This window comes from Dickeya oryzae (genome assembly GCF_009372235.1).
GTDB classification, from domain to species: Bacteria; Pseudomonadota; Gammaproteobacteria; order Enterobacterales; family Enterobacteriaceae; genus Dickeya; species Dickeya oryzae.
Genome location: NZ_SULL01000006.1, coordinates 327080 through 347155 on the forward strand (window position 1 = coordinate 327080; position 20076 = coordinate 347155).

The window sequence follows — 20076 nt, forward strand, 5'->3', positions numbered from 1 at the left end:
CCGCCCTGATGGCACACCATTTGTCGTCAGGGCGTTTCTTGCCGGTCATGCTGACCCTCTCCACCGTATCCATGACACGGTCGGTCGTTACATTTCGCTGACGAAATATCAGCGAACTTTACACATAGCTCCGGGTCTGAGTATTCACCGCAAGTTTGAGTTTATATATCATCGTTTTATTCATAAGCAGGTCGTGAGAGAGTTAACAATCAATGAAAAAAACATCGTTGTTATATAGCGCACTGGCACTCGGTATTGGACTGTCGTTGTCTTCAGTGCCCCCGGCCAACGCCGCGTTGCCTGCCGTTGTTGAAGGTCAGCCTCTGCCCAGCCTGGCCCCCATGCTGGAAAAAGTGTTGCCTGCTGTCGTGAGCGTGCATGTGGAAGGCACACAGGTACAGCGTCAGCGTATTCCGGAAGAGTTCAAATTCTTCTTTGGCCCGAACACCCCGTCGGAAAAACAGAATTCACGTCCGTTCGAAGGGTTAGGCTCTGGCGTCATCATTAACGCCGAAAAAGGCTATGTGCTCACCAACAATCACGTCGTCAACAATGCAGATAAAATTCAGGTGCAGTTGAATGACGGCCGTGAATATGACGCCAAGCTGATCGGTCGCGACGAACAAACCGATATCGCGTTGTTGCAGTTAAATGACGCTAAAAACCTCACCGAAATCAAAATGGCAGACTCCGATCAGTTGCGGGTCGGCGACTTTGCTGTTGCTGTCGGCAACCCATTCGGGCTTGGCCAAACGGCGACATCCGGTATTATTTCCGCCCTGGGTCGTAGTGGTCTAAATCTGGAAGGGCTGGAAAACTTCATCCAGACTGATGCCTCCATCAACCGCGGTAACTCCGGCGGGGCGCTGGTCAACCTGCGCGGCGAGCTTATCGGCATCAATACCGCGATTCTGGCACCAAGCGGCGGTAACGTCGGTATCGGCTTCGCCATTCCCAGCAACATGGCGCAAAACCTGGCTCAGCAATTGGTGGAATTTGGCGAGGTAAAACGCGGCCTGCTGGGGATCAAGGGCAGCGAAATGACCGCCGAGATAGCGAAAGCCTTCAAGGTGGATGCCCAGCGTGGCGCGTTTGTGAGCGAAGTGATACCTAAATCTGCCGCCGCTAAAGCCGGTATTAAAGCTGGCGACGTACTGGTTTCACTGGATGGCAAGCCTATCAGCAGTTTTGCGGAACTGCGCGCTAAAATTGGCACAACCGCACCGGGTAAAACCGTGCGCATCGGCCTGCTGCGTGACGGTAAACAGCAGGAAGTCTCAGTGGTACTGGATAATAGCGCCAACGTGACAACCAATGCTGACACACTTACCCCGGCACTGCAGGGAGCTACCCTCAATAACGGGCAGTTGAAGGACGGCAGCAAAGGTGTGGCTATCGATAACGTAGCCAAAGACAGCGCCGCCGCTAAAGTCGGTCTGCAAAAAGGCGACATCATCGTCGGCGTGAACCGCGAACGTGTAGAAAACATCACCCAATTGCGCAAAATTCTGGAAGCCAAGCCTTCGGTGCTGGCGCTGAATATTGTCCGTGGCGATGAAAGTATCTATCTTCTGTTGCGTTAAGCTATGAAAAAGTGGACACCGCGCGATGCGGTGTCCACCCTTCTCTGATATTCTGCGATTCAACCTTCTTTCACACCCAAAACGCTCATGCTAACCAAACTGTTACGTTCGGTGCTGTTCGGTGTCATCGTCGCCGGTATTCTGTTATTGGCGATTCCGACGCTGCGCTCCAGTCAGGGCTGGTCGCACGCCAGTAGCGACAGCAGCCAGGAAACCCCGGTCAGCTATTACCAGGGTGTACGCCGTGCGGCCCCGGCGGTGGTGAACGTATACAATCAGGCTAACGATCCTGCGGCCAAAAACGAATTGAATATCCGCACGCTGGGTTCTGGCGTGATCATGAATAGCAAAGGATACATCCTCACCAACAAGCATGTGATCAACAATGCCGAACAAATTGTGGTCACCCTGCAAGATGGCCGTATTTTCGAAGCGCTGCTGGTGGGCTCAGACAGCCTGACTGACCTCGCCGTCCTGAAAATCGAAGGCGCGAATCTGCCCGAGATCCCCATCAACCCGAAACGGGTATTCCACGTCGGCGATGTCGTGATGGCTATCGGCAATCCCTACAACCTGGGGCAGACAGTGACACAAGGGATCATCAGTGCTACCGGTCGGGTAGGATTAAGTGCGTCTGGCCGACAGAATTTTCTGCAAACTGACGCTTCTATCAACCACGGCAACTCAGGTGGCGCGCTGGTTAATACACTCGGCGAACTGGTTGGCATCAACACCTTGTCATTTGATAAAAGCGATGATGGCGGCACGCCGGAAGGTCTCGGTTTTGCGATTCCCGTCGCGCTGGCAACCAAGATCATGAATAAACTGATCCGCGATGGACGTGTGATTCGGGGTTATTTCGGTATCCGAGGAGCGCAACGCGAACGGCTGGGCAATCAAGTCACTGGCCTTGAGCGGTTGCAAGGTATCGTCGTCAACGAGGTCGATGCTGGCGGACCTGCGGATAAAGCGGGGATTAAAAAAGGTGACCTGCTGCTGGAAGTGAACAATAAACCCGCGCGTTCCGTCATAGAAACCATGGATCAGGTGGCGGAGATTCGGCCGGGTTCAGTGATTCCTGTCGTTATTTCCCGTGATAATCAGGAAATAAAACTGAATATCACGATTCAGGAACACCCACCCAGCGATTAAATCGCGCCGGGTACGCCGGGTGATGTAATAACCGGGTGATGCGATAGCAGAGCACCCGGCTATAACGATTAGTCGTTAGCGCTCACGCGCTCAATATTAGCGCCCAACGCACGCAACTTGTCTTCGATACTCTCATAGCCACGATCGATATGATAGATGCGATCGACCAGCGTCGTGCCCTGCGCAAGACATCCCGCCAGCACCAGACTTGCCGATGCTCGCAGGTCAGTTGCCATCACTTGTGCACCAGAGAGACGGCTGACACCATGACAAATCACGGTGTTGCTCTCGATTTCCGCCTGTGCTCCCATACGAATCAGTTCAGGGATATGCATAAAGCGGTTTTCGAAAATGGTTTCGGTGATAACGCCAGTACCTTCTGCCACCAGGTTCAGCAAGCTGAACTGTGCCTGCATGTCGGTCGGGAATCCCGGATGCGGAGCGGTACGCACATTCACCGCTTTCGGCCGACGGCCATGCATATCCAGGCTTATCCAGTCATCACCAATTTCGATATCAGCCCCCGCCTCACGCAATTTGGACAACACGGCATCCAGCGTATCCGGACGAGTGTGACGACATACGACCTTGCCGCCGGAGACCGCCGCCGCGACCAAAAACGTGCCCGTCTCAATACGATCCGGCAGTACGCGGTATACCCCGCCCCCCAAACGTTCCACACCGTCGATAACGATCTTGTCGCTACCCGCGCCACTGATTTTGGCACCCAGCGTATTCAGGAAGTTCGCCGTATCAACAATTTCAGGCTCGCGTGCCGCGTTTTCAATAATGGTTTTACCCACCGCCAGCGTGGCGGCACTCATGATGGTCACTGTCGCACCAACGCTGACTTTGTCCATCACGATGTGTGCGCCTTTCAAGCGGCCATCAACCGTCGCCTTCACATACCCTTCTTCCAGCGTGATGTGCGCGCCAAGTTGTTCCAGACCATTGATGTGCAAATCGACCGGACGGGCACCAATAGCACACCCCCCCGGCAGCGACACCTGCCCTTGCCCAAAACGCGCCACCAGCGGGCCCAATGCCCAAATAGAAGCACGCATGGTTTTCACCAGGTCATACGGTGCACAGAACACATTCACCGAACTGGCATCGACATGCACAGAACCATTGCGCTCAACACGAGCGCCCAATTGGCTCAGCAACTTCATGGTGGTGTCGATATCACGCAGTTTGGGAACGTTTTGAATTTCTACCGGCTCTTCAGCCAGCAAGGCGGCGAACAGGATAGGCAGGGCGGCGTTTTTTGCGCCAGAAATAGTAACTTCACCAGCGAGCCGGGTTGGCCCCTGCACACGAAATTTATCCATAGTGACGATTTCTCAATATTCAGACTCAATAGCATGGCCGGATGGCCGCTAACTTACAGACCGCTTAGTTTACGGTCGCGTTGCCACTCTTCAGGGGTATAAGCCTTGATCGACAACGCATGAATGCGATTATCCGCGATGTATTCCATCAGCGGCGCATAGACCGCCTGCTGCTGTTTTACGCGGCTCATACCCTTGAACAACTCACCTATCACAATGACCTGAAAGTGGCTGCCATCGCCAGAAACATGCGCGTCTTCAAGCGCCAGCGCTTTCATCAGCACGTCTTTAATTTCGTCGTTTTCCATTGCTCTCGATTCTACGTCAGGGGGATGATAAACAGGGTGGTATCTTAGATGAATCTGTCGCTATCTTAAACAAAAGAAATCCCCCTTGCGCACAGGCGACAAGGGGGAACCTTAATCATGAAAGCGCACAGCGACAGGTCGACTCAATGGACAGGAATGATTTCATTCAGGTTATACAGTTGAATCAACGTACGCAGTCGCTCACTGGCACCGGTAATCGTCATCGGCGTTCCCTGTTGTTCCTGCTGGTGATAAAAATGCACCAACAAAGCCAGTCCCGCGGAATCCACCCGCTCTACCTGGCCGACATCCAGCACCCGGCTACCTGCCAGCAACGCATTACGCTGCTGCCAAAGCGGCAGTAAACTGTTTCGATCCAGACTGCCTTCCAGATACAGTGTGCCGTCAGTCTGTCGCCACTGCAGTGCATCAGCCATTTTTCTGATCCAGCGTAATCGGCTGCTGAGCCGCCGCTTGCAGTTGCTTCGTCAACCCATCCACACCACTCTGGCGCAACGTGGATGCCCATTCGTTCTGCTTAGTGGTAATCATGCTCACCCCTTCGGCGATCATGTCATAAGCCTGCCAGTAGCCGGTTTTGGTGTTTTTACGCCACTGAAAATCCAGACGAATCGGCGGACGACCACCATTGTCAATAATAGTGACGCGGATAGAAACAATCTCGGCATTGCCCAGCGGCTGCTCCGGTGCAATCTCGTAAGTCTGGCCATGGTAAGACGCCAGCGCCTGACCGTAGGCTTGCTCCAGATACGATCCAAACGCCGTGAAATAGGCTTCACGCTGTTCCGGCGTGGCACTCTTGTAATACTGCCCCAGCACCAGCGCACCGGCGTATTTTATCTGCACATAAGGCAGCAGCTCTTCGCGTACCACGGTGCGCAGATAGTTAGGGTCCTGCTGAATATGCGATTGTTCGTTTTTAAGACGGTCGAAGGTTTTCTGCGCCGCATCGCGCATCAGGCTATAAGGATTGGTTTGATCCGCTGCACTGACAAACGGGGCCACGACCAACAAAGCCACCATCAATAAACGTTTTAACATGCTGTGTCCTCTTAAGGCTGTTGGGCCGGTTTTTCGCTGGCTTCAGGTTTTGCAGTATCACCGTTTTTCTCAGCCGGTTTAGGCGCGGCCGGTTCGGTATGCCCCTGATTCGCATTATTCTGGCTGGCATTGTCAGTATTGTTGCCACCGCTCTTATATAGGAATTGACCGATAAGATCCTCCAGAACCATAGCAGGCTTGGTATCCTGAATTGTCCCGCCGTCCTGCAGAATCGAGGTACCCATGTCCTCGTCTTCAAAACCAATATTCAGCGCCAGATACTGTTCCCCCAGCAGACCGGAGGTACGAACCGCCAGCGAACTGGTATCCGGAATGTGGTTGTAACGTTTATCGATATCCATCGCCACCCGCGGCAAATAGGTCTTGGTATCCAGCGAAATGTCCACAACACGACCAATCACCACACCGCCGACTTTTACCGGCGAACGCACCTTGAGGCCGCCAATATTGTCGAACGTGGCATACAAACGGTAAGTCTGCTGTTGCCCGAGTGATTTCAGATCTGCCACCTTCAGGCATAAAAAGATGATGGCGCACAGTGCGATCAGCATGAACACGCCAACCCCTATTTCATGTTTCTTTGTTTGCATCGACTTATTTCCCAAACATCAGTGCCGTCAGCACAAAATCCAATCCCAGTACCGCCAGCGACGAGTGCACCACCGTGCGGGTCGTCGCGCGGCTGATGCCTTCTGACGTCGGAATCGCGTCATAACCGTTAAACAGCGCAATCCAGGTCACGGTAATGGCAAACACCAGGCTCTTAATCACACAGTTAAGTAGGTCTTTCTGCCATTCCACCGCGTTTTGCATCGCCGACCAGAAAAAGCCGCTGTCGATCCCTTTCCAGTCCACGCCAACCAGTGCGCCGCCCCAAATACCAACGGCGACAAAAATCACCGTCAGCAAAGGCATGGAAATTACCCCGGCCCAAAACCGCGGTGCGACGACACGACGCAACGGGTCTACCGCCATCATTTCCATACTGGATAACTGCTCGGTCGCCTTCATCAGTCCGATTTCCGCCGTCAGGGCAGAACCGGCACGCCCGGCGAACAACAACGCCGTCACCACCGGCCCCAGCTCACGCAACAATGACAGCGCCACCATCATGCCCAGGCTGGCTTCCGCACTGTAGGTGGTCAGGACCAGATAGCCTTGAAGACCCAATACCATGCCGATAAACAAACCGGAGACCATAATGATCAGCAATGATTGCACGCCAACGTTATAGAGTTGCTTATGCAACAGCGGCCACTGTCTGGCCGGTTCCGGCTTGCCCACCAGCGCATTGAACAACATCAGCCCGGCACGCCCGAAAGAGGCACAAGCCTGAATGCCAACACGTCCCAGCGACGCTAATGCCTGTACTAGCATGAATTACTTACTCCCCAAACCTAACAGCCCGCGTTGGTAATCGCCCGCCGGATAGCGGAACGGTACCGGGCCATCGGCGATGCCATCGAGAAACTGCCTGACACGCGGATCACCATTCTGCTGCAATTCAGCCGGTGCGCCCTGTGCCACGACACGCTGATCGGCAATAATGTAGGCATGATCGGCGATACTCAAAACTTCCGGCACATCGTGAGACACCACGATACAGGTCACACCAAGCGCGTGATTTAACTCATCAATGAGCTTCACCAGCACCCCCATGGTAATCGGGTCCTGGCCGACAAAAGGCTCATCAAACATAATCAGTTGTGGGTCCAGCGCAATCGCACGCGCCAGTGCGGCACGCCTTGCCATACCGCCAGACAGCTCTGACGGCATCAGTTGCGCCGCGCCGCGTAGTCCCACCGCTTCCAGCTTCATCATCACCGTGCTCTGTAGCAACGGTTCAGGCAGTTGCGTGTGCTCCCGTAGCGGCCAGGCCACATTGTCAAACACATTCAGGTCGGTAAATAAGGCACCGGACTGAAACAACATGCTCATTTTCTTACGCGTTTCATACAAACGAGAGCGGGAAAGTGTCGGAATATTTTCCCCGTCGAACCAGATTTCGCCGCTGTCTGGTTGCAGTTGACCGCCAATCAACCGCAACAGCGTGGTTTTACCGATACCGGACGGCCCCATGATGGCCGTAATTTTTTGCTTTGGCACATTCAGCGAGACATCCGAAAAAATCGGCCTGCTGCCTCGCCGGAAACTGAGCCCGCGAATTTCTACCAGATTTTCGTGGTTCATGGTCTATTCCTCAACGGTAACCCATAGTGGCCGCCCGTTTTCACATTTTCGCACCGTTACGCCCTGAAATCGCTTTTCAGAGTGTTACGCTTACTCTTCACTGTTACAGAATCAGGACACGGGTTCGTGACCAAAATTGCCATTGGTTTTACTTTTTCGCCCTGCGCAGTCAGAATTAGCGCCAACGAGGGAAAATGGCGATTTTGTTTATTATTTGTCCAGAAATACTGGCTTTTGCGCCAATAAACCGGTGATTATACCTGAATAAAGGACGCTGCATGCTTTTTGCGACAGTACTGTTAATTGTTGGTTTAGTGTTACTGGTGTATGGCGCCGACCGAGTGGTGTATGGCGCGGCGGTACTGGCGCGCACACTGGGTGTACCGCCGATGATTATCGGCATGACGATAGTCGGCATGGGAACCTCGCTGCCCGAATTGATGGTCTCGGTGACTGCCGCGCTCAACCATCAGACCGACATGGCGGTAGGCAATGTATTAGGGTCGAATATCGCCAATATCCTGTTGATACTCGGCAGCGCCGTGCTAATCCGCCCGCTGACGTTGCATTCCACGCTGCTGCGCCAGGAACTCCCACCGATGCTGGTGGTCACGCTGCTGTGTGGTGTTCTGTTGCATGACAGTTTCCTCAGTCGCCTGGACGGCGTGATCCTGCTGCTGACCGCCTGCGGTTGTATCCTGTTGATGTTACGTATGGCCCACGCCGCTCAACGTCGCGGTGACGACAGCCTGACACGCGAACAAATGGCTGAGTTGCCCAGAGAGAACAACCAAACCGTGGCGTTGTTATGGTTGCTACTCGGCCTGATTATTCTGCCGATGTCGGCGCGTATTGTGATCGATAACGCCACAGTTATCGCTAATTACTTTAATATCAGCGAACTGACCATTGGGCTCACCGTGTTGGCCGTCGGCACCAGCCTGCCAGAATTGGCGACCGCTATCGTCGGCACATTAAAAAAAGAAGACGACATCGCGCTCGGTAACCTGATTGGTTCGAATATCTTTAATATCGTAATAGTGCTGGGCGTGCCCGCTCTCTTGTCCCCTGGCGCGGTAAATCCGCTCGCGTTTACACGCGATTACTGGGTGATGCTGGGTGTCAGCGCGCTCCTGACGGTTCTCTGTCTCCGCCAGAAACGGCGCATCGGTCAGGGTGCTGGCGCATTGCTGTTGTGTGCGTTCATCGCGTACCTTTCGGTGCTGTTCTTGTTCTCATAGCCAGAGCATTGGCAACGCAGGATGTTTTACATGTCACATTTCGAGTTACAACCGGGTTTCGACTTCCAGAGTGCGGGTCGGCAGGTTTTATCCATCGAGCGCGACAGCCTCGCGCAGTTGGATCAGTACATTGACGACAATTTCTCCCGCGCCTGCGAGAAAATGTTTTATTGCCACGGTAAAGTCGTGGTGATGGGCATGGGGAAATCCGGTCATATCGGTTGCAAGATGGCCGCGACCTTCGCCAGTACTGGCACACCGGCTTTCTTTGTTCACCCCGGCGAAGCCAGCCACGGTGATTTGGGGATGATCACCGCGCAAGATATTGTGATCGCCATTTCCAACTCGGGTGAATCTCATGAGATTCTGGCGCTCATCCCGGTGTTAAAACGCCTGCAAGTGTGTCTTATCTGCATGACGGGTAACCCGGAAAGCACCATGGCGAAAGCCGCCGACATCCATCTTTGCGTCCACGTATCCCAGGAAGCCTGCCCGCTGGGTCTGGCACCGACCTCCAGTACCACCGCGGCACTGGTGATGGGCGATGCGCTGGCGGTGGCGCTATTGAAAGCGCGCGGCTTTACGGCTGAAGACTTTGCATTGTCCCACCCCGGCGGCGCACTGGGTCGCAAACTGCTGTTGCGAATCAACGATATCATGCACACTGGCGACGAAATCCCCCGTGTCGGTCACGACGCCTCGCTGCGCGACGCGCTGCTGGAGATTACCCGCAAGAATCTGGGGATGACGGTCATTTGCGGTCCGGATGATCGCATCGAAGGCATTTTTACTGACGGTGACTTGCGCCGGGTGTTCGATATGAATATCGACCTCAACAGTGCCGGCATCGCCGATGTGATGACGCGCGGTGGTATTCGGGTGACGCCGCACACACTGGCGGTGGATGCCCTGAATCTGATGCAGTCCCGCCATATTACCTCGCTGCTGGTCGCAGAGGGCGATCGCCTGCTGGGGATTGTCCACATGCACGATATGCTGCGCGCAGGTGTGGTATAAACCTGACGCGCGCACGCCGCAGAGAATGAAAAACCAAGGATACGAGTGAATGAGTGAAACCCGGTCGCAAACCGATACCTGTTACGGGCCTGTCGATACCCTGGTGATGCAGCGTGCCCGTGATATACGTCTGTTAATCTGCGATGTCGACGGTGTCCTGTCTGATGGCCTGATTTACATGGGAAATCAGGGCGAAGAGCTGAAAACCTTTCATGTCCGCGACGGTTATGGCATTCGCTGCCTGCTGACGTCGGATATCGACGTGGCGATTATCACCGGCCGCTCATCGCAGTTACTCATCGACCGCTGCCAGACATTGGGAATACGCCACTTATATCAGGGACAATCAGATAAGATTTTGGCCTTCCGCGAGCTGTTGGATACACTGTCGCTCACTGCCAGCCAGGTGGCGTATATCGGCGACGATCTGATCGACTGGCCGGTAATGGCCGAGGTAGGGTTAAGCGTCGCCGTAGCGGACGCCCACCCACTGTTGCTACCCCGAGCGCATTACGTCACGCGTATCGGCGGCGGCCATGGCGCAGTACGAGAGATTTGCGATCTTATTCTGCTGGCACAGGGTAAACTGGACTTCGCCAAAGGGCTGTCGATATGAGTAAAACGAAACGCTGGCTGACGTTGTTGCTGGCATTGATTGCGCTGGTGCTTATCGGGTTAAATTTGACGACCCGACGGGAAGGAAGCGGGCCGACTGAAGTACAAAATAATGACCCGGCCTACACCATGCAGCAAAACACCACGATGGTGTATGACCCGACCGGGAAATTGAGTTACAGGCTGGTAGCCGAAAAAGCCGAGCACTACAACGCCGAACAAGTCAGTTGGTTTACTCAACCGGTAGCGACCATGTTCAATGAACAAGCTATCGCGACCTGGTCGGTGCGCGCGGATCGCGCCAAGTTGACAAAAGATCGCATGTTGTATCTGTACGGCCACGTAGAGGTCACCAGCCTGACAGACGATTCGCAATTAAAGCGGATTAAAACGGACAATGCACAGATTAATCTGGTTACGCAGGACGTGACGTCAGATGATGAGGTCACCCTGTACGGCACAAACTTTACATCTAATGGACTGAAAATGCGCGGAAACCTGCGCAGCAAAACCGCTGAGTTGATCGATAAGGTACAATCCAATTATGAAATCCAACCAAAAAATTAATGTGTTACACAGCATCCTGATCGCCAGCTCGCTTTTTGCCGTCAGTATTCCGGCACTGGCACTCACCGGAGATACCGAGCAACCGATCCACATTACGTCCGACCAGCAGGCGCTGGATATGCAAGGCAATGTCGTGACGTTTACCGGCAACGTTATCGTCACGCAGGGGTCGATAAAAGCACAGGCCGACAAAGTCGTCGTAACCCGTCCTAACGGCCAGCAAGGCCATGAAATTATCGAAGGCTACGGCAATCCGGCGACCTTCTACCAAATGCAGGACAACGGTAAACCCGTTAAAGGTCATGCACAGAAAATACGCTATGAAATGGACAAGCAACTGGTCACGTTGACCGGCGATGCTTATCTGGAACAGTTGGACAGCAACGTCAAGGGCGACCGCATCACCTATCTGGTACAACAACAGCAGATGGAAGCGTTCAGCGACAAAGGCAAACGAGTCACTACCGTGCTGGTCCCAACACAATTGCAGGACAAAGGCGTGCAAAATGGCGCCAAGCCCGGCAGCAACACCGGCAAGCCCACCAAACAACAGTGAGTAACGCGCTAACCCATGGCAACACTAATCGCCGAAAATCTGGCCAAGGCGTATAAAGGCCGCAAAGTGGTGGAAAACGTCAGCCTGAATGTCAATTCCGGCGAGATCGTTGGGCTGCTTGGCCCTAATGGGGCCGGCAAGACAACCACTTTCTATATGGTTGTCGGTATCGTCCCGCGCGACGAAGGCCGTATCGTCATCGACGATGAGGACATCAGCCTGCTGCCGCTGCACGATCGCGCTCGCCGCGGTATTGGTTACCTGCCGCAGGAAGCCTCGATCTTCCGGCGACTGAGCGTCTACAACAACCTGATGGCGGTACTAGAGATCAGAAAAGATCTGACCCGAGAACAACAGCAAGACCGCGCCAACGAACTGATGGAAGAGTTTCATATTGTTCACCTGCGCGATAGTCTGGGACAATCGTTGTCCGGTGGTGAACGCCGTCGGGTGGAAATCGCCCGGGCGCTGGCTGCCAACCCCAAATTCATCCTGCTGGACGAACCCTTTGCGGGGGTAGATCCGATTTCGGTTCTCGACATCAAGAAAATCATTGAGCATTTGCGCGATAGTGGGTTAGGCGTACTGATTACCGACCATAATGTCCGTGAAACGCTCGATGTCTGTGAACGTGCCTATATCGTGAGTCAGGGCCAGCTTATTGCCCACGGCTCCCCGATGGATATACTGGCGAATGAGCAGGTAAAACGAGTCTATCTGGGCGAAGGCTTCCGACTCTGACCACGTCATGTTTTAGGTTGATAATTCAAAAAGGAAGTTAACGCGCGTTATGAAGCAAGGTTTGCAACTCAGGCTCAGCCAGCAACTGGCTATGACACCGCAGTTACAGCAGGCCATCCGCCTGCTGCAGTTGTCCACGCTTGAACTCCAGCAGGAAATCCAACAGGCGCTGGAAAGCAACCCGTTGCTGGAGCAGGCCGATATTCATGACGAAGTAGAAACCCAGGAAATCAGTGACAGCGAAACGCTGGACACCCGCGAGGCGCTGGAACAAAAAGAGATGCCCGACGAGTTACCGCTCGACGCCGCCTGGGATGAAATCTACACCGCCGGTACGCCTTCCGGCACCAGCACTGACTACCGTGATGAGGAATTACCGGTCTATCAGGGTGAAACCACGCAGACACTGCAGGATTACCTGATGTGGCAGGTGGAACTGACGCCGTTTTCCGATACCGATGCCGCTATCGCTACGTCCATCGTCGACGCGGTAGACAACACCGGTTACCTGACGGTATCGCTGGATGACATCCGTGAGAGTATCGGCAATGAAGAGGTGACGCTGGAAGAAGTAGAGGCGGTGCTCAAACGTGTGCAGCGCTTTGACCCTGTCGGCGTGGCCGCACGCGATTTGCGCGAATGTCTGCTGGTACAGCTATCACAGTTCAACAGCGATGTTCCCCGCCTGAGCGAAGCCAGGCTGATTGTCAGCGACTATCTCGATTTACTCGCCAACCATGACTTCCGCACCCTGATCCGCACCAGTCGCCTCAAAGAAGACGTATTGAAAGAAGCGTTGGCGCTGATTCAGTCACTGGATCCACGCCCTGGGCAGTCTATCAATACCGGCGAATCCGAGTATGTCATACCAGACGTCCTGGTGCGCAAGGTCCAGGGTCACTGGACGGTAGAACTCAACACCGACAGCGTGCCACGACTGCAAATCAACCAACAGTATGCCGCGCTTGGCAACAGTGCGCGTAACGACAGCGACGGGCAGTTCATTCGCAGTCATTTGCAAGAAGCGCGCTGGCTCATCAAGAGTCTGGAAAGCCGTAACGATACCTTGTTGAAAGTCACCCGCTGTATTGTGGAGCAACAACAGGCGTTCTTCGAACACGGTGAAGAATTTATGAAACCCATGGTGCTGGCGGATATCGCCCAGGCTGTGGATATGCATGAGTCCACCATTTCCCGCGTGACGACCCAGAAATTTCTGCACAGTCCGCGTGGTATTTTTGAGCTGAAGTATTTCTTTTCCAGCCACGTCAATACCGACAACGGCGGCGAGGCCTCCTCCACCGCTATCCGTGCGCTGGTAAAAAAACTTATTGCAGCGGAAAATCCCGCTAAACCGCTGAGCGACAGCAAGCTGACCACTCTGCTTTCCGAACAGGGAATCATTGTGGCCCGCCGTACTGTCGCCAAGTATCGAGAGTCTTTATCTATCCCGCCGTCAAACCAACGTAAACAGCTGGTTTGACCCCTACATGAGAAGGAAGACGATATGCAGCTTAACATTACCGGACACCACGTCGAAATCACGGATGCTATGCGCGAATTCGTGACCTCAAAATTCGCCAAACTTGAGCAATACTTTGATCGTATCAATCAGGTGTACGTGGTACTGAAAGTGGAAAAGATCCTGCACATTGCAGATGCCACGATCCATGTCAACGGAGGTGAGCTGCATGCCACATCGGAAGCGGGTGATATGTATGCCGCCATCGATCTGCTGATCGACAAGCTGGCAAGACAGTTAAACAAACATAAGGATAAACTGAAACAGCACTAATGTTGCCGTTTCAGGTGCAGGGACAGCAACCAGCCTGCTTGCTCTATGGCAGGCTGGTAACCGAAGGCAACCGTGTCGTTAAGTGAACGCATCATGAACAACGAGCCCGTTATGCAACTTAGCACCGTCCTCCGTAAGGAGTGCACGCGTAGCGCCGTCCACTGTCAGAGCAAAAAGCGCGCGCTGGAAATTATCAGTGAACTGGCCGCCAGACAGCTCAATTTGCCGCCGCAGATGGTGTTTGAAGCCATTCTGACCCGCGAGCGCATGGGCAGTACCGGAATCGGCAATGGTATCGCCATTCCGCACGGCAAGCTGGAGGACGACAATACGCTCGGTGCAGTCGGCGTCTTTATCCAGCTGGAACAACCGATAGCGTTTGATGCCATCGATAACCAGCCGGTCGATCTGCTTTTTGCCTTGCTGGTTCCCACTGAACAATGTAAAACCCATTTGCATACGCTATCGCTTGTCGCCAAACGACTGGCGGATAAAACCGTGTGTAAGCGCCTGCGCGCTGCCCAAAGCGATGAAGAGCTCTATCAGATCATGATCGAAGCGGATGATCTGCCCGACCAGCCCTGACGGCAGGCTTCGGACGTTATCCAACGTATGAATGGCTCAGGTGTAAGCCTGACAGATGCCGGCCTGGCCGGGAAAACGAAGTTAGCTAACTGTGGCGGTGGACATTCACCATCCCGCTGCCAGGGGGGAGTCGTCAGATGGTGCTGATGATTGTCAGTGGTCGCTCAGGCTCGGGAAAATCCGTAGCGTTGCGCGCGCTGGAAGACATGGGTTTCTATTGTGTAGATAACCTGCCGGTGGTGCTGTTGCCCGAGCTGGCGCAGACGCTGGCGGAACGGAATATTTCCGCCGCTGTCAGCATTGACGTGCGTAACCTACCGGAAACGCCGGAAGTGCTGGAACATGCCCTGACTCGCCTGCCACAGAGCTTTTCACCGCAATTGCTGTTTCTGGATGCCGATCGCAACACGCTGATTCGGCGTTACAGCGACACCCGCCGTCTGCATCCTCTTTCCAGCAAAAACCTGTCGCTGGAAAGCGCTATCGACGAAGAAAATGACCTGCTGGAGCCACTGCGCTCCCGTGCCGACCTTATCATCGATACGTCGGAAATGTCGGTACATGAACTGGCGGAAATGTTGCGTACCCGTTTGCTCGGCAAGCGCGAGCGTGAACTGACCATGGTATTCGAGTCATTTGGCTACAAACATGGCATTCCGATTGATGCCGACTACGTGTTTGACGTGCGTTTCCTGCCAAACCCGCACTGGGACCCCAAATTGCGTCCGATGACAGGTCTGGATAAACCGGTGGCGGCATTTCTTGACCGACACACCGAGGTCCACAATTTCATTTATCAGACCCGCAGCTACCTGGAACTGTGGCTACCGATGCTGGAAACCAACAATCGCAGCTACCTTACCGTCGCTATCGGTTGTACCGGCGGTAAACACCGCTCCGTCTACATCGCGGAACAACTGGCGGACTACTTTCGCTCCCGTGGCAAGAATGTGCAGTCACGCCACCGAACGCTGGAAAAACGTAAATCATGACCGTCAGGCAAACTGTTGAAGTGAAAAACCGCTTAGGGATGCACGCGCGCCCGGCCATGAAACTGTTCGAGCTGGTGCAAAGTTTTGATGCTGAGGTGTTGCTACGCAACGAAAGCGGCACCGAGGCTGATGCCAGTAGTGTCATTGCCATGCTGATGCTGGATTCCGCCAAAGGCCGCCATATCGAAGTGGAAGTCACCGGCCCGGATGAAGAGCAAGCACTGGCTGCTGTCATTCAGCTGTTTGAAGCCGGGTTTGACGAAGATTAATCTGCCGCTGTCCCCTCCGATGGCGCAAGTCGCCATCTGTGATCCCTGTCGATTCCTGTTTATGCGGTACGTTTTTATGCGGTAAGTTCCCTGCATCCCTGATACCATCGGATTAACTTATACCAACTTATGCCCCTGCCCTTCACGGCGGGGGTGTTGTTATCTGCTATTGCAAAAACTGGAGAAACATATGGACAAACCGCACCTGACGATTAGCGAGCTGGATGCCGAACGCCTGGATGCGCTGCTGGAACAACCCGCTTTTGCCGATACAGAGGTTGCGCAGGCTCTGAGCGAGGAACTGGATCGGGCGGACATCGTTCAGCCGGTCGAGATGCCCGCTGATGTCGTCACCATGAACAGCAGAGTCCGGTTCCGCGATCTACTCACCGCAGAAGAACATATCCGCACGCTGGTCTATCCGGCCAGTCTGAAGGACAGCCGGGAACAAATTTCGGTGATGGCACCATTGGGGGCAGCACTGCTCGGCATGCATGTCGGCAACAGCATTGCGTGGCCGCTGCCTAACGGCGAAGAAACGCGTATTGAAGTGATTGAGCTGCTCTACCAGCCGGAAGCAGCAGGTGAGTACCACCGCTAATCAAACCGTTATCTGCCAAACGGCTGCCCTGATATCGGGCAGCCGATCAATAAAGCCAGACGTTATACCCCAGCAATCTTCATCGACGGCAGTAACACCGAACCGCACTGGATATTACTGCGCGTTTCGATATCATCCCCGATGGTCACCATATTACGCAGCATATCTTTCAGGTTACCGGCAATCGTGATTTCACTCACCGGGTACTGAATCTCGCCGTTTTCTACCCAGAAACCGGAAGCACCGCGGGAATAATCCCCGGTGACCGCGCTGACCCCTTGCCCCATCAAACTGGTGACCAGCAGACCGGTACCCAGCTCCTTGAGCATGCCGTCAAAATCCAGCCCACGTCCGGCAATGTGCCAGTTATGAATGCCACCCGCATGGCCGGTGCTCTTCATGCCCAATTTCCGACCCGCATAGGTGGTCAGCAACCAGGTTTGCAGCACGCCGTCTTTGACTATATCCCGCTGTTCGGTACGCACGCCCTCGCTGTCAAACGGCGTGGAGGCCAGCCCTTTGCGCAAATGCGGTAACTCCTGAATGGTCAGCCATTCCGGCAAAATCTGTTTGCCCAGGCTATCCAACAGGAAAGTGGATTTCCGGTAGACGTTGCCACCGCTGATAGCACCGACTAAATGACCGAACAGGCCGGTTGCCACCTCGGCGGCGAACATCACCGGAGCCTGCATCGTCGCCAGCTTACGCGGCGACAGACGTGCCAGTGTGCGGCGCGCGCACTCTTGCCCTACCCATGCCGGAGATTGCAAGTCGCCCAGCGCACGACCGATGGTATAAGCGTAATCGCGCTCCATATCGCCATTGTGCTCAGCAATGACGCTAACCGACATGGAATGGCGACTGGAGCAGTAGCTCTGCAACATACCGTGGCTGTTGCCGAATACCTTGATACCGTAGTGACTGTTGAAGCTGCCGCCTTCGGTATTGGTGATGCGTTTATCGGCTTTCAGCGCCGCCTGCTCGGCGGCGGCGGCCAGTTCGATACCGCGATCGGCATCCAGTTCAGCCGGGTGGAATAAATCCAGGTCTGGCGCGTCAAACGCCAGTAGCTCCTTGTCTGCCGGGCCGGCAAAAGGGTCAACCGAGGTATAACGAGCAATATCCAGCGCCGCCTGCACTGTGCGTGCGATAGCGTCCGGACTCATATCCGTGGATGACGCGCTACCTTTACGCTGCTGATAGTAAACGGTAATGCCAAGCGCGCCATCGCTGTTGAATTCGACGTTTTCAACTTCACCATACCGGGAGCTGACGCTGATACCGGTTGTTTTCGTGACGGCAACTTCCGCCGCATCAGAACCGGCACGGGCCAGTTCCAGCGCCTGTGATACCGCCTGTTCCAGCACTTTACGCTGTTCTGCAACCTGAGTGATTATTGTCATCGATTTGCCATAATGAGTAAGAAAACATTCAGATAATCTATGATGCAACGAATGCTGTCCGCCTGCTATTCGTTACCTGACCTCAGTTTTACCATGAGGTAACCTGAGATTGAGTCTAACAGGATCGGCGGACAATTTCGCACAAAGCCCATAACCTGATAGGATCAGCCTCTTTTATTGGGGAGCTACCATGAACAAACATCCCGAAGACTGGCAGGACGAGATCCCTGACGCCAGCCAGGACGATGAAGACGAAGAGATAATCTGGGTCAGCAAAAGCGAGATTAAACGCGATGCCGAAGCCCTTAAAGCGCTGGGTGCCGAATTGGTCGAACTGGGTAAAAACGCGCTGGAACGCATTCCGCTGGATGATGATCTGCGCGCCGCGATTGAGCTGGCGCAGCGCATCACCAAAGAAGGCCGCCGTCGCCAGTTGCAGTTGATCGGCAAAATGCTGCGCGCCCGCGACCCGGAGCCGATTCAGACCGCACTGGACAAACTGCGTAACCGCCATAACCAGCAGGTATCACTATTCCACAAGCTGGAACAATTGCGCGACAGATTGATAGCCGAAGGTGATGGCGCAGTTCCTGACATCCTTGCGCTTTACCCGCAGGCCGACCGCCAGCAACTGCGCTCGCTGGTGCGTAACGCCCAAAAAGAAAAAGCGGCCAACAAGCCCCCCAAATCAGCCCGGCAGATTTTCCAGTATCTACGCGAACTGGCAGAAGCGGAGTGATTTCAGACCGGCCTCGGTGAGGCTGCCGACAAACAGCCTCACCGACACCGGGTAGGGGAATTATTTGGTTGATGCCACCAGTGCAGAGCCTGCAAAAATAAACAGGGTGCCGGTCGCACGGTTAAACAACCGCAAGCGTCGTGGGTGAGTAAACAGCGTGGAGACACGGTTCCCCATACAGGCGTAAGTAAACATGATGCTGCAATCCAGCACCGCCCAGGTCAACGCCAGCAATGCAAACTGCATCGCCTGCGGCGCACCCGTGTCGATAAAATTGGGAAACAGTGCGGCAAAAAACAGGATGTCTTTGGGATTACTGACGCCCACCATAAAACCACGTCGATACAACCCCAGCGCCCCTGGTGCACTCTCTTCTACCTCAGAGGAAGGCGTCAGGGTGTTTTCCTGCGTTCGCCAGGCGGAAATACCGAGCCAAATCAGGTAGAGCGCCCCCACGACTTTGAGTACCAGAAACGCCGTCGCCGATGCGGCCAGCACTGCACCCAACCCCAGTGCCGACGCGGTCATCAGCAACAGTGAACCGGTCGCGCCGCCCAATATAGTCGCCAGTGCACGTCGTTGCCCGTAGCGCAAACCATGCGTCATACTGAGTAAGGCCGATGGCCCCGGAACCGCAATCAACACGGTGATCACACCGAGGTAAACCAGCCAAAGATGCAGTGTCATTATCCTGTTTTCCGTTGATATCAATTTATTTTACAAGCGGTTAATTCAACCGCTTTGTTACACAATCAGTAATACAGCGAAAATAGCAGACCCAAACCAGGAGGAACCACGGCGCATGACAACGCTATTTATGTATTACGTGGGCGGGCGCGCCCAGGGTGCGAATATCGAATTGCATGACATCCAGTTCGCCGCGGTGGAACACCCACAAGATGGGTTTCCCCTCTTAAAAGCCAACTGGTTCGGCGATAAGAACCAGATCCACGTCGATAGCTATACCCCCTGCCATTGGGCAGACGGCTATGATATCACGCTCAGCCGCCAGCCGTTTCAGGGCAGAGAAAAACTCTGGTTCATCAATATGGGGGGCTATCTGCCGCACAATCCGGCGGAGGTGCATCAGTTCGGGCTGTTTGTCGCAACGAATGCGGAGCAGGCTAAACAACGGGCCAAAGCGGTACTACTGACCGACGTGTTCCAGCAGCACAAGGACGACCTGTGCGATGTGGACGACTGCCTGCCGCTCACGCTGCTGGACCGCTGGTATATCCACCTCACCGCGAACCCTGCCGGGCAGGTTTCGCCACCTCTGTGGCAAGGTTACCATCCGCTGTAATGCGG

25 protein-coding genes are annotated in these 20076 nt (G+C 54.4%); 16 read left to right on the plus strand and 9 right to left on the minus strand.

Going from position 1 to position 20076, the window contains the following annotated elements:
• Window positions 1–212: 212 nt before the first annotated feature.
• Together degQ and degS are read left to right on the plus strand one after the other, a co-directional pair.
• On the plus strand, window positions 213–1583 hold the full coding sequence (degQ, locus tag FAZ14_RS13385) for a serine endoprotease DegQ (RefSeq protein ID WP_016943092.1): 1371 nt from the start codon (window positions 213–215) through the stop codon (window positions 1581–1583).
• Between the two features lie 87 nt (window positions 1584–1670).
• Window positions 1671–2735 (plus strand): outer membrane-stress sensor serine endopeptidase DegS, encoded by a 1065-nt coding sequence (gene degS, locus FAZ14_RS13390; RefSeq protein ID WP_016943093.1) that lies wholly within the window; start codon window positions 1671–1673, stop codon window positions 2733–2735.
• Between the two features lie 68 nt (window positions 2736–2803).
• Here the strand turns inward: degS and murA are convergent, their stop codons facing one another.
• From murA to mlaF, 7 genes are all read right to left on the minus strand, one after another.
• Entirely contained in the window at window positions 2804–4066 is a 1263-nt protein-coding gene (gene murA, locus FAZ14_RS13395) for a UDP-N-acetylglucosamine 1-carboxyvinyltransferase (protein WP_153508691.1), read from the minus strand.
• A 53-nt stretch (window positions 4067–4119) separates the two neighbouring features.
• Complete coding sequence (gene ibaG, locus FAZ14_RS13400) at window positions 4120–4374, minus strand: BolA family iron metabolism protein IbaG (protein ID WP_012883046.1); 255 nt, start codon at window positions 4372–4374, stop codon at window positions 4120–4122.
• A 143-nt stretch (window positions 4375–4517) separates the two neighbouring features.
• Window positions 4518–4811, minus strand: a complete 294-nt coding sequence (gene mlaB, locus FAZ14_RS13405; RefSeq protein ID WP_016943094.1) for a lipid asymmetry maintenance protein MlaB — start codon at window positions 4809–4811, stop codon at window positions 4518–4520.
• On the minus strand, window positions 4804–5436 hold the full coding sequence (gene mlaC, locus FAZ14_RS13410; RefSeq protein WP_012883044.1) for a phospholipid-binding protein MlaC: 633 nt from the start codon (window positions 5434–5436) through the stop codon (window positions 4804–4806). The genes mlaB and mlaC overlap by 8 nt, the downstream gene beginning before the upstream one ends.
• An 11-nt stretch (window positions 5437–5447) precedes the next feature.
• On the minus strand, window positions 5448–6047 hold the full coding sequence (gene mlaD / locus FAZ14_RS13415) for an outer membrane lipid asymmetry maintenance protein MlaD (RefSeq protein ID WP_029456541.1): 600 nt from the start codon (window positions 6045–6047) through the stop codon (window positions 5448–5450).
• A gap of 4 nt (window positions 6048–6051) precedes the next feature.
• The gene (gene mlaE, locus FAZ14_RS13420; protein ID WP_016943096.1) at window positions 6052–6834 is read right to left on the minus strand and encodes a lipid asymmetry maintenance ABC transporter permease subunit MlaE; all 783 of its coding nucleotides are present in this window, start codon (window positions 6832–6834) and stop codon (window positions 6052–6054) included.
• Between the two features lie 3 nt (window positions 6835–6837).
• Window positions 6838–7647: a phospholipid ABC transporter ATP-binding protein MlaF gene (gene mlaF / locus FAZ14_RS13425; protein ID WP_016943097.1), complete on the minus strand. Its 810-nt coding sequence runs from the start codon at window positions 7645–7647 to the stop codon at window positions 6838–6840.
• A gap of 278 nt (window positions 7648–7925) precedes the next feature.
• On the opposite strand from mlaF, the gene FAZ14_RS13430 reads away from it, so the two are divergent.
• The 12 genes from FAZ14_RS13430 (at window position 7926) to rnk (ending at window position 16626) form a co-directional block, all read left to right on the plus strand.
• Entirely contained in the window at window positions 7926–8888 is a 963-nt protein-coding gene (locus tag FAZ14_RS13430; protein WP_038903080.1) for a calcium/sodium antiporter, read from the plus strand.
• Window positions 8889–8918: 30 nt separating this feature from the next.
• Window positions 8919–9905 carry an arabinose-5-phosphate isomerase KdsD gene (kdsD, locus tag FAZ14_RS13435; protein ID WP_016943099.1) on the plus strand — a complete coding sequence of 329 codons (987 nt, stop codon included), beginning with the start codon at window positions 8919–8921 and terminating at the stop codon, window positions 9903–9905.
• 49 nt (window positions 9906–9954) lie between these two features.
• On the plus strand, window positions 9955–10521 hold the full coding sequence (kdsC, locus tag FAZ14_RS13440; protein ID WP_016943100.1) for a 3-deoxy-manno-octulosonate-8-phosphatase KdsC: 567 nt from the start codon (window positions 9955–9957) through the stop codon (window positions 10519–10521).
• Window positions 10518–11087 carry an LPS export ABC transporter periplasmic protein LptC gene (gene lptC, locus FAZ14_RS13445; protein WP_016943101.1) on the plus strand — a complete coding sequence of 190 codons (570 nt, stop codon included), beginning with the start codon at window positions 10518–10520 and terminating at the stop codon, window positions 11085–11087. The genes kdsC and lptC overlap by 4 nt, the downstream gene beginning before the upstream one ends.
• The gene (gene lptA, locus FAZ14_RS13450) at window positions 11065–11643 is read left to right on the plus strand and encodes a lipopolysaccharide ABC transporter substrate-binding protein LptA (RefSeq protein ID WP_016943102.1); all 579 of its coding nucleotides are present in this window, start codon (window positions 11065–11067) and stop codon (window positions 11641–11643) included. Before lptC ends, lptA begins: the two co-directional genes overlap by 23 nt.
• 15 nt (window positions 11644–11658) lie before the next feature.
• Complete coding sequence (gene lptB / locus FAZ14_RS13455; RefSeq protein ID WP_016943103.1) at window positions 11659–12384, plus strand: LPS export ABC transporter ATP-binding protein; 726 nt, start codon at window positions 11659–11661, stop codon at window positions 12382–12384.
• A 49-nt stretch (window positions 12385–12433) separates the two neighbouring features.
• Window positions 12434–13867: an RNA polymerase factor sigma-54 gene (gene rpoN / locus FAZ14_RS13460; protein WP_038926449.1), complete on the plus strand. Its 1434-nt coding sequence runs from the start codon at window positions 12434–12436 to the stop codon at window positions 13865–13867.
• Window positions 13868–13891: 24 nt separating this feature from the next.
• The gene (hpf, locus tag FAZ14_RS13465; protein WP_016943105.1) at window positions 13892–14179 is read left to right on the plus strand and encodes a ribosome hibernation promoting factor; all 288 of its coding nucleotides are present in this window, start codon (window positions 13892–13894) and stop codon (window positions 14177–14179) included.
• 93 nt (window positions 14180–14272) lie between these two features.
• On the plus strand, window positions 14273–14764 hold the full coding sequence (gene ptsN, locus FAZ14_RS13470; RefSeq protein WP_016943107.1) for a PTS IIA-like nitrogen regulatory protein PtsN: 492 nt from the start codon (window positions 14273–14275) through the stop codon (window positions 14762–14764).
• Between the two features lie 137 nt (window positions 14765–14901).
• The gene (gene rapZ, locus FAZ14_RS13475; RefSeq protein WP_012883031.1) at window positions 14902–15756 is read left to right on the plus strand and encodes an RNase adapter RapZ; all 855 of its coding nucleotides are present in this window, start codon (window positions 14902–14904) and stop codon (window positions 15754–15756) included.
• A complete protein-coding gene (npr, locus tag FAZ14_RS13480; protein WP_015848125.1) occupies window positions 15753–16025 on the plus strand; it encodes a PTS phosphocarrier protein NPr in 273 nt (90 codons plus the stop codon). Before rapZ ends, npr begins: the two co-directional genes overlap by 4 nt.
• Before the next feature lie 190 nt (window positions 16026–16215).
• On the plus strand, window positions 16216–16626 hold the full coding sequence (gene rnk, locus FAZ14_RS13485) for a nucleoside diphosphate kinase regulator (RefSeq protein ID WP_016943108.1): 411 nt from the start codon (window positions 16216–16218) through the stop codon (window positions 16624–16626).
• 62 nt (window positions 16627–16688) lie between these two features.
• On the opposite strand, the gene pmbA is transcribed toward rnk, so the two are convergent.
• On the minus strand, window positions 16689–18029 hold the full coding sequence (gene pmbA / locus FAZ14_RS13490; RefSeq protein ID WP_029456542.1) for a metalloprotease PmbA: 1341 nt from the start codon (window positions 18027–18029) through the stop codon (window positions 16689–16691).
• Window positions 18030–18219: 190 nt separating this feature from the next.
• Here pmbA and yjgA point away from each other — a divergent pair, with 190 nt between their 5' ends.
• On the plus strand, window positions 18220–18768 hold the full coding sequence (gene yjgA, locus FAZ14_RS13495) for a ribosome biogenesis factor YjgA (RefSeq protein ID WP_016943110.1): 549 nt from the start codon (window positions 18220–18222) through the stop codon (window positions 18766–18768).
• Between the two features lie 60 nt (window positions 18769–18828).
• Here the strand turns inward: yjgA and FAZ14_RS13500 are convergent, their stop codons facing one another.
• Window positions 18829–19455 (minus strand): LysE family translocator, encoded by a 627-nt coding sequence (locus tag FAZ14_RS13500; RefSeq protein ID WP_016943111.1) that lies wholly within the window; start codon window positions 19453–19455, stop codon window positions 18829–18831.
• A 115-nt stretch (window positions 19456–19570) separates the two neighbouring features.
• Between FAZ14_RS13500 and FAZ14_RS13505 the strand changes: the two genes are divergently transcribed.
• Window positions 19571–20071: a DUF1543 domain-containing protein gene (locus tag FAZ14_RS13505; protein ID WP_016943112.1), complete on the plus strand. Its 501-nt coding sequence runs from the start codon at window positions 19571–19573 to the stop codon at window positions 20069–20071.
• Window positions 20072–20076 lie beyond the last annotated feature (5 nt).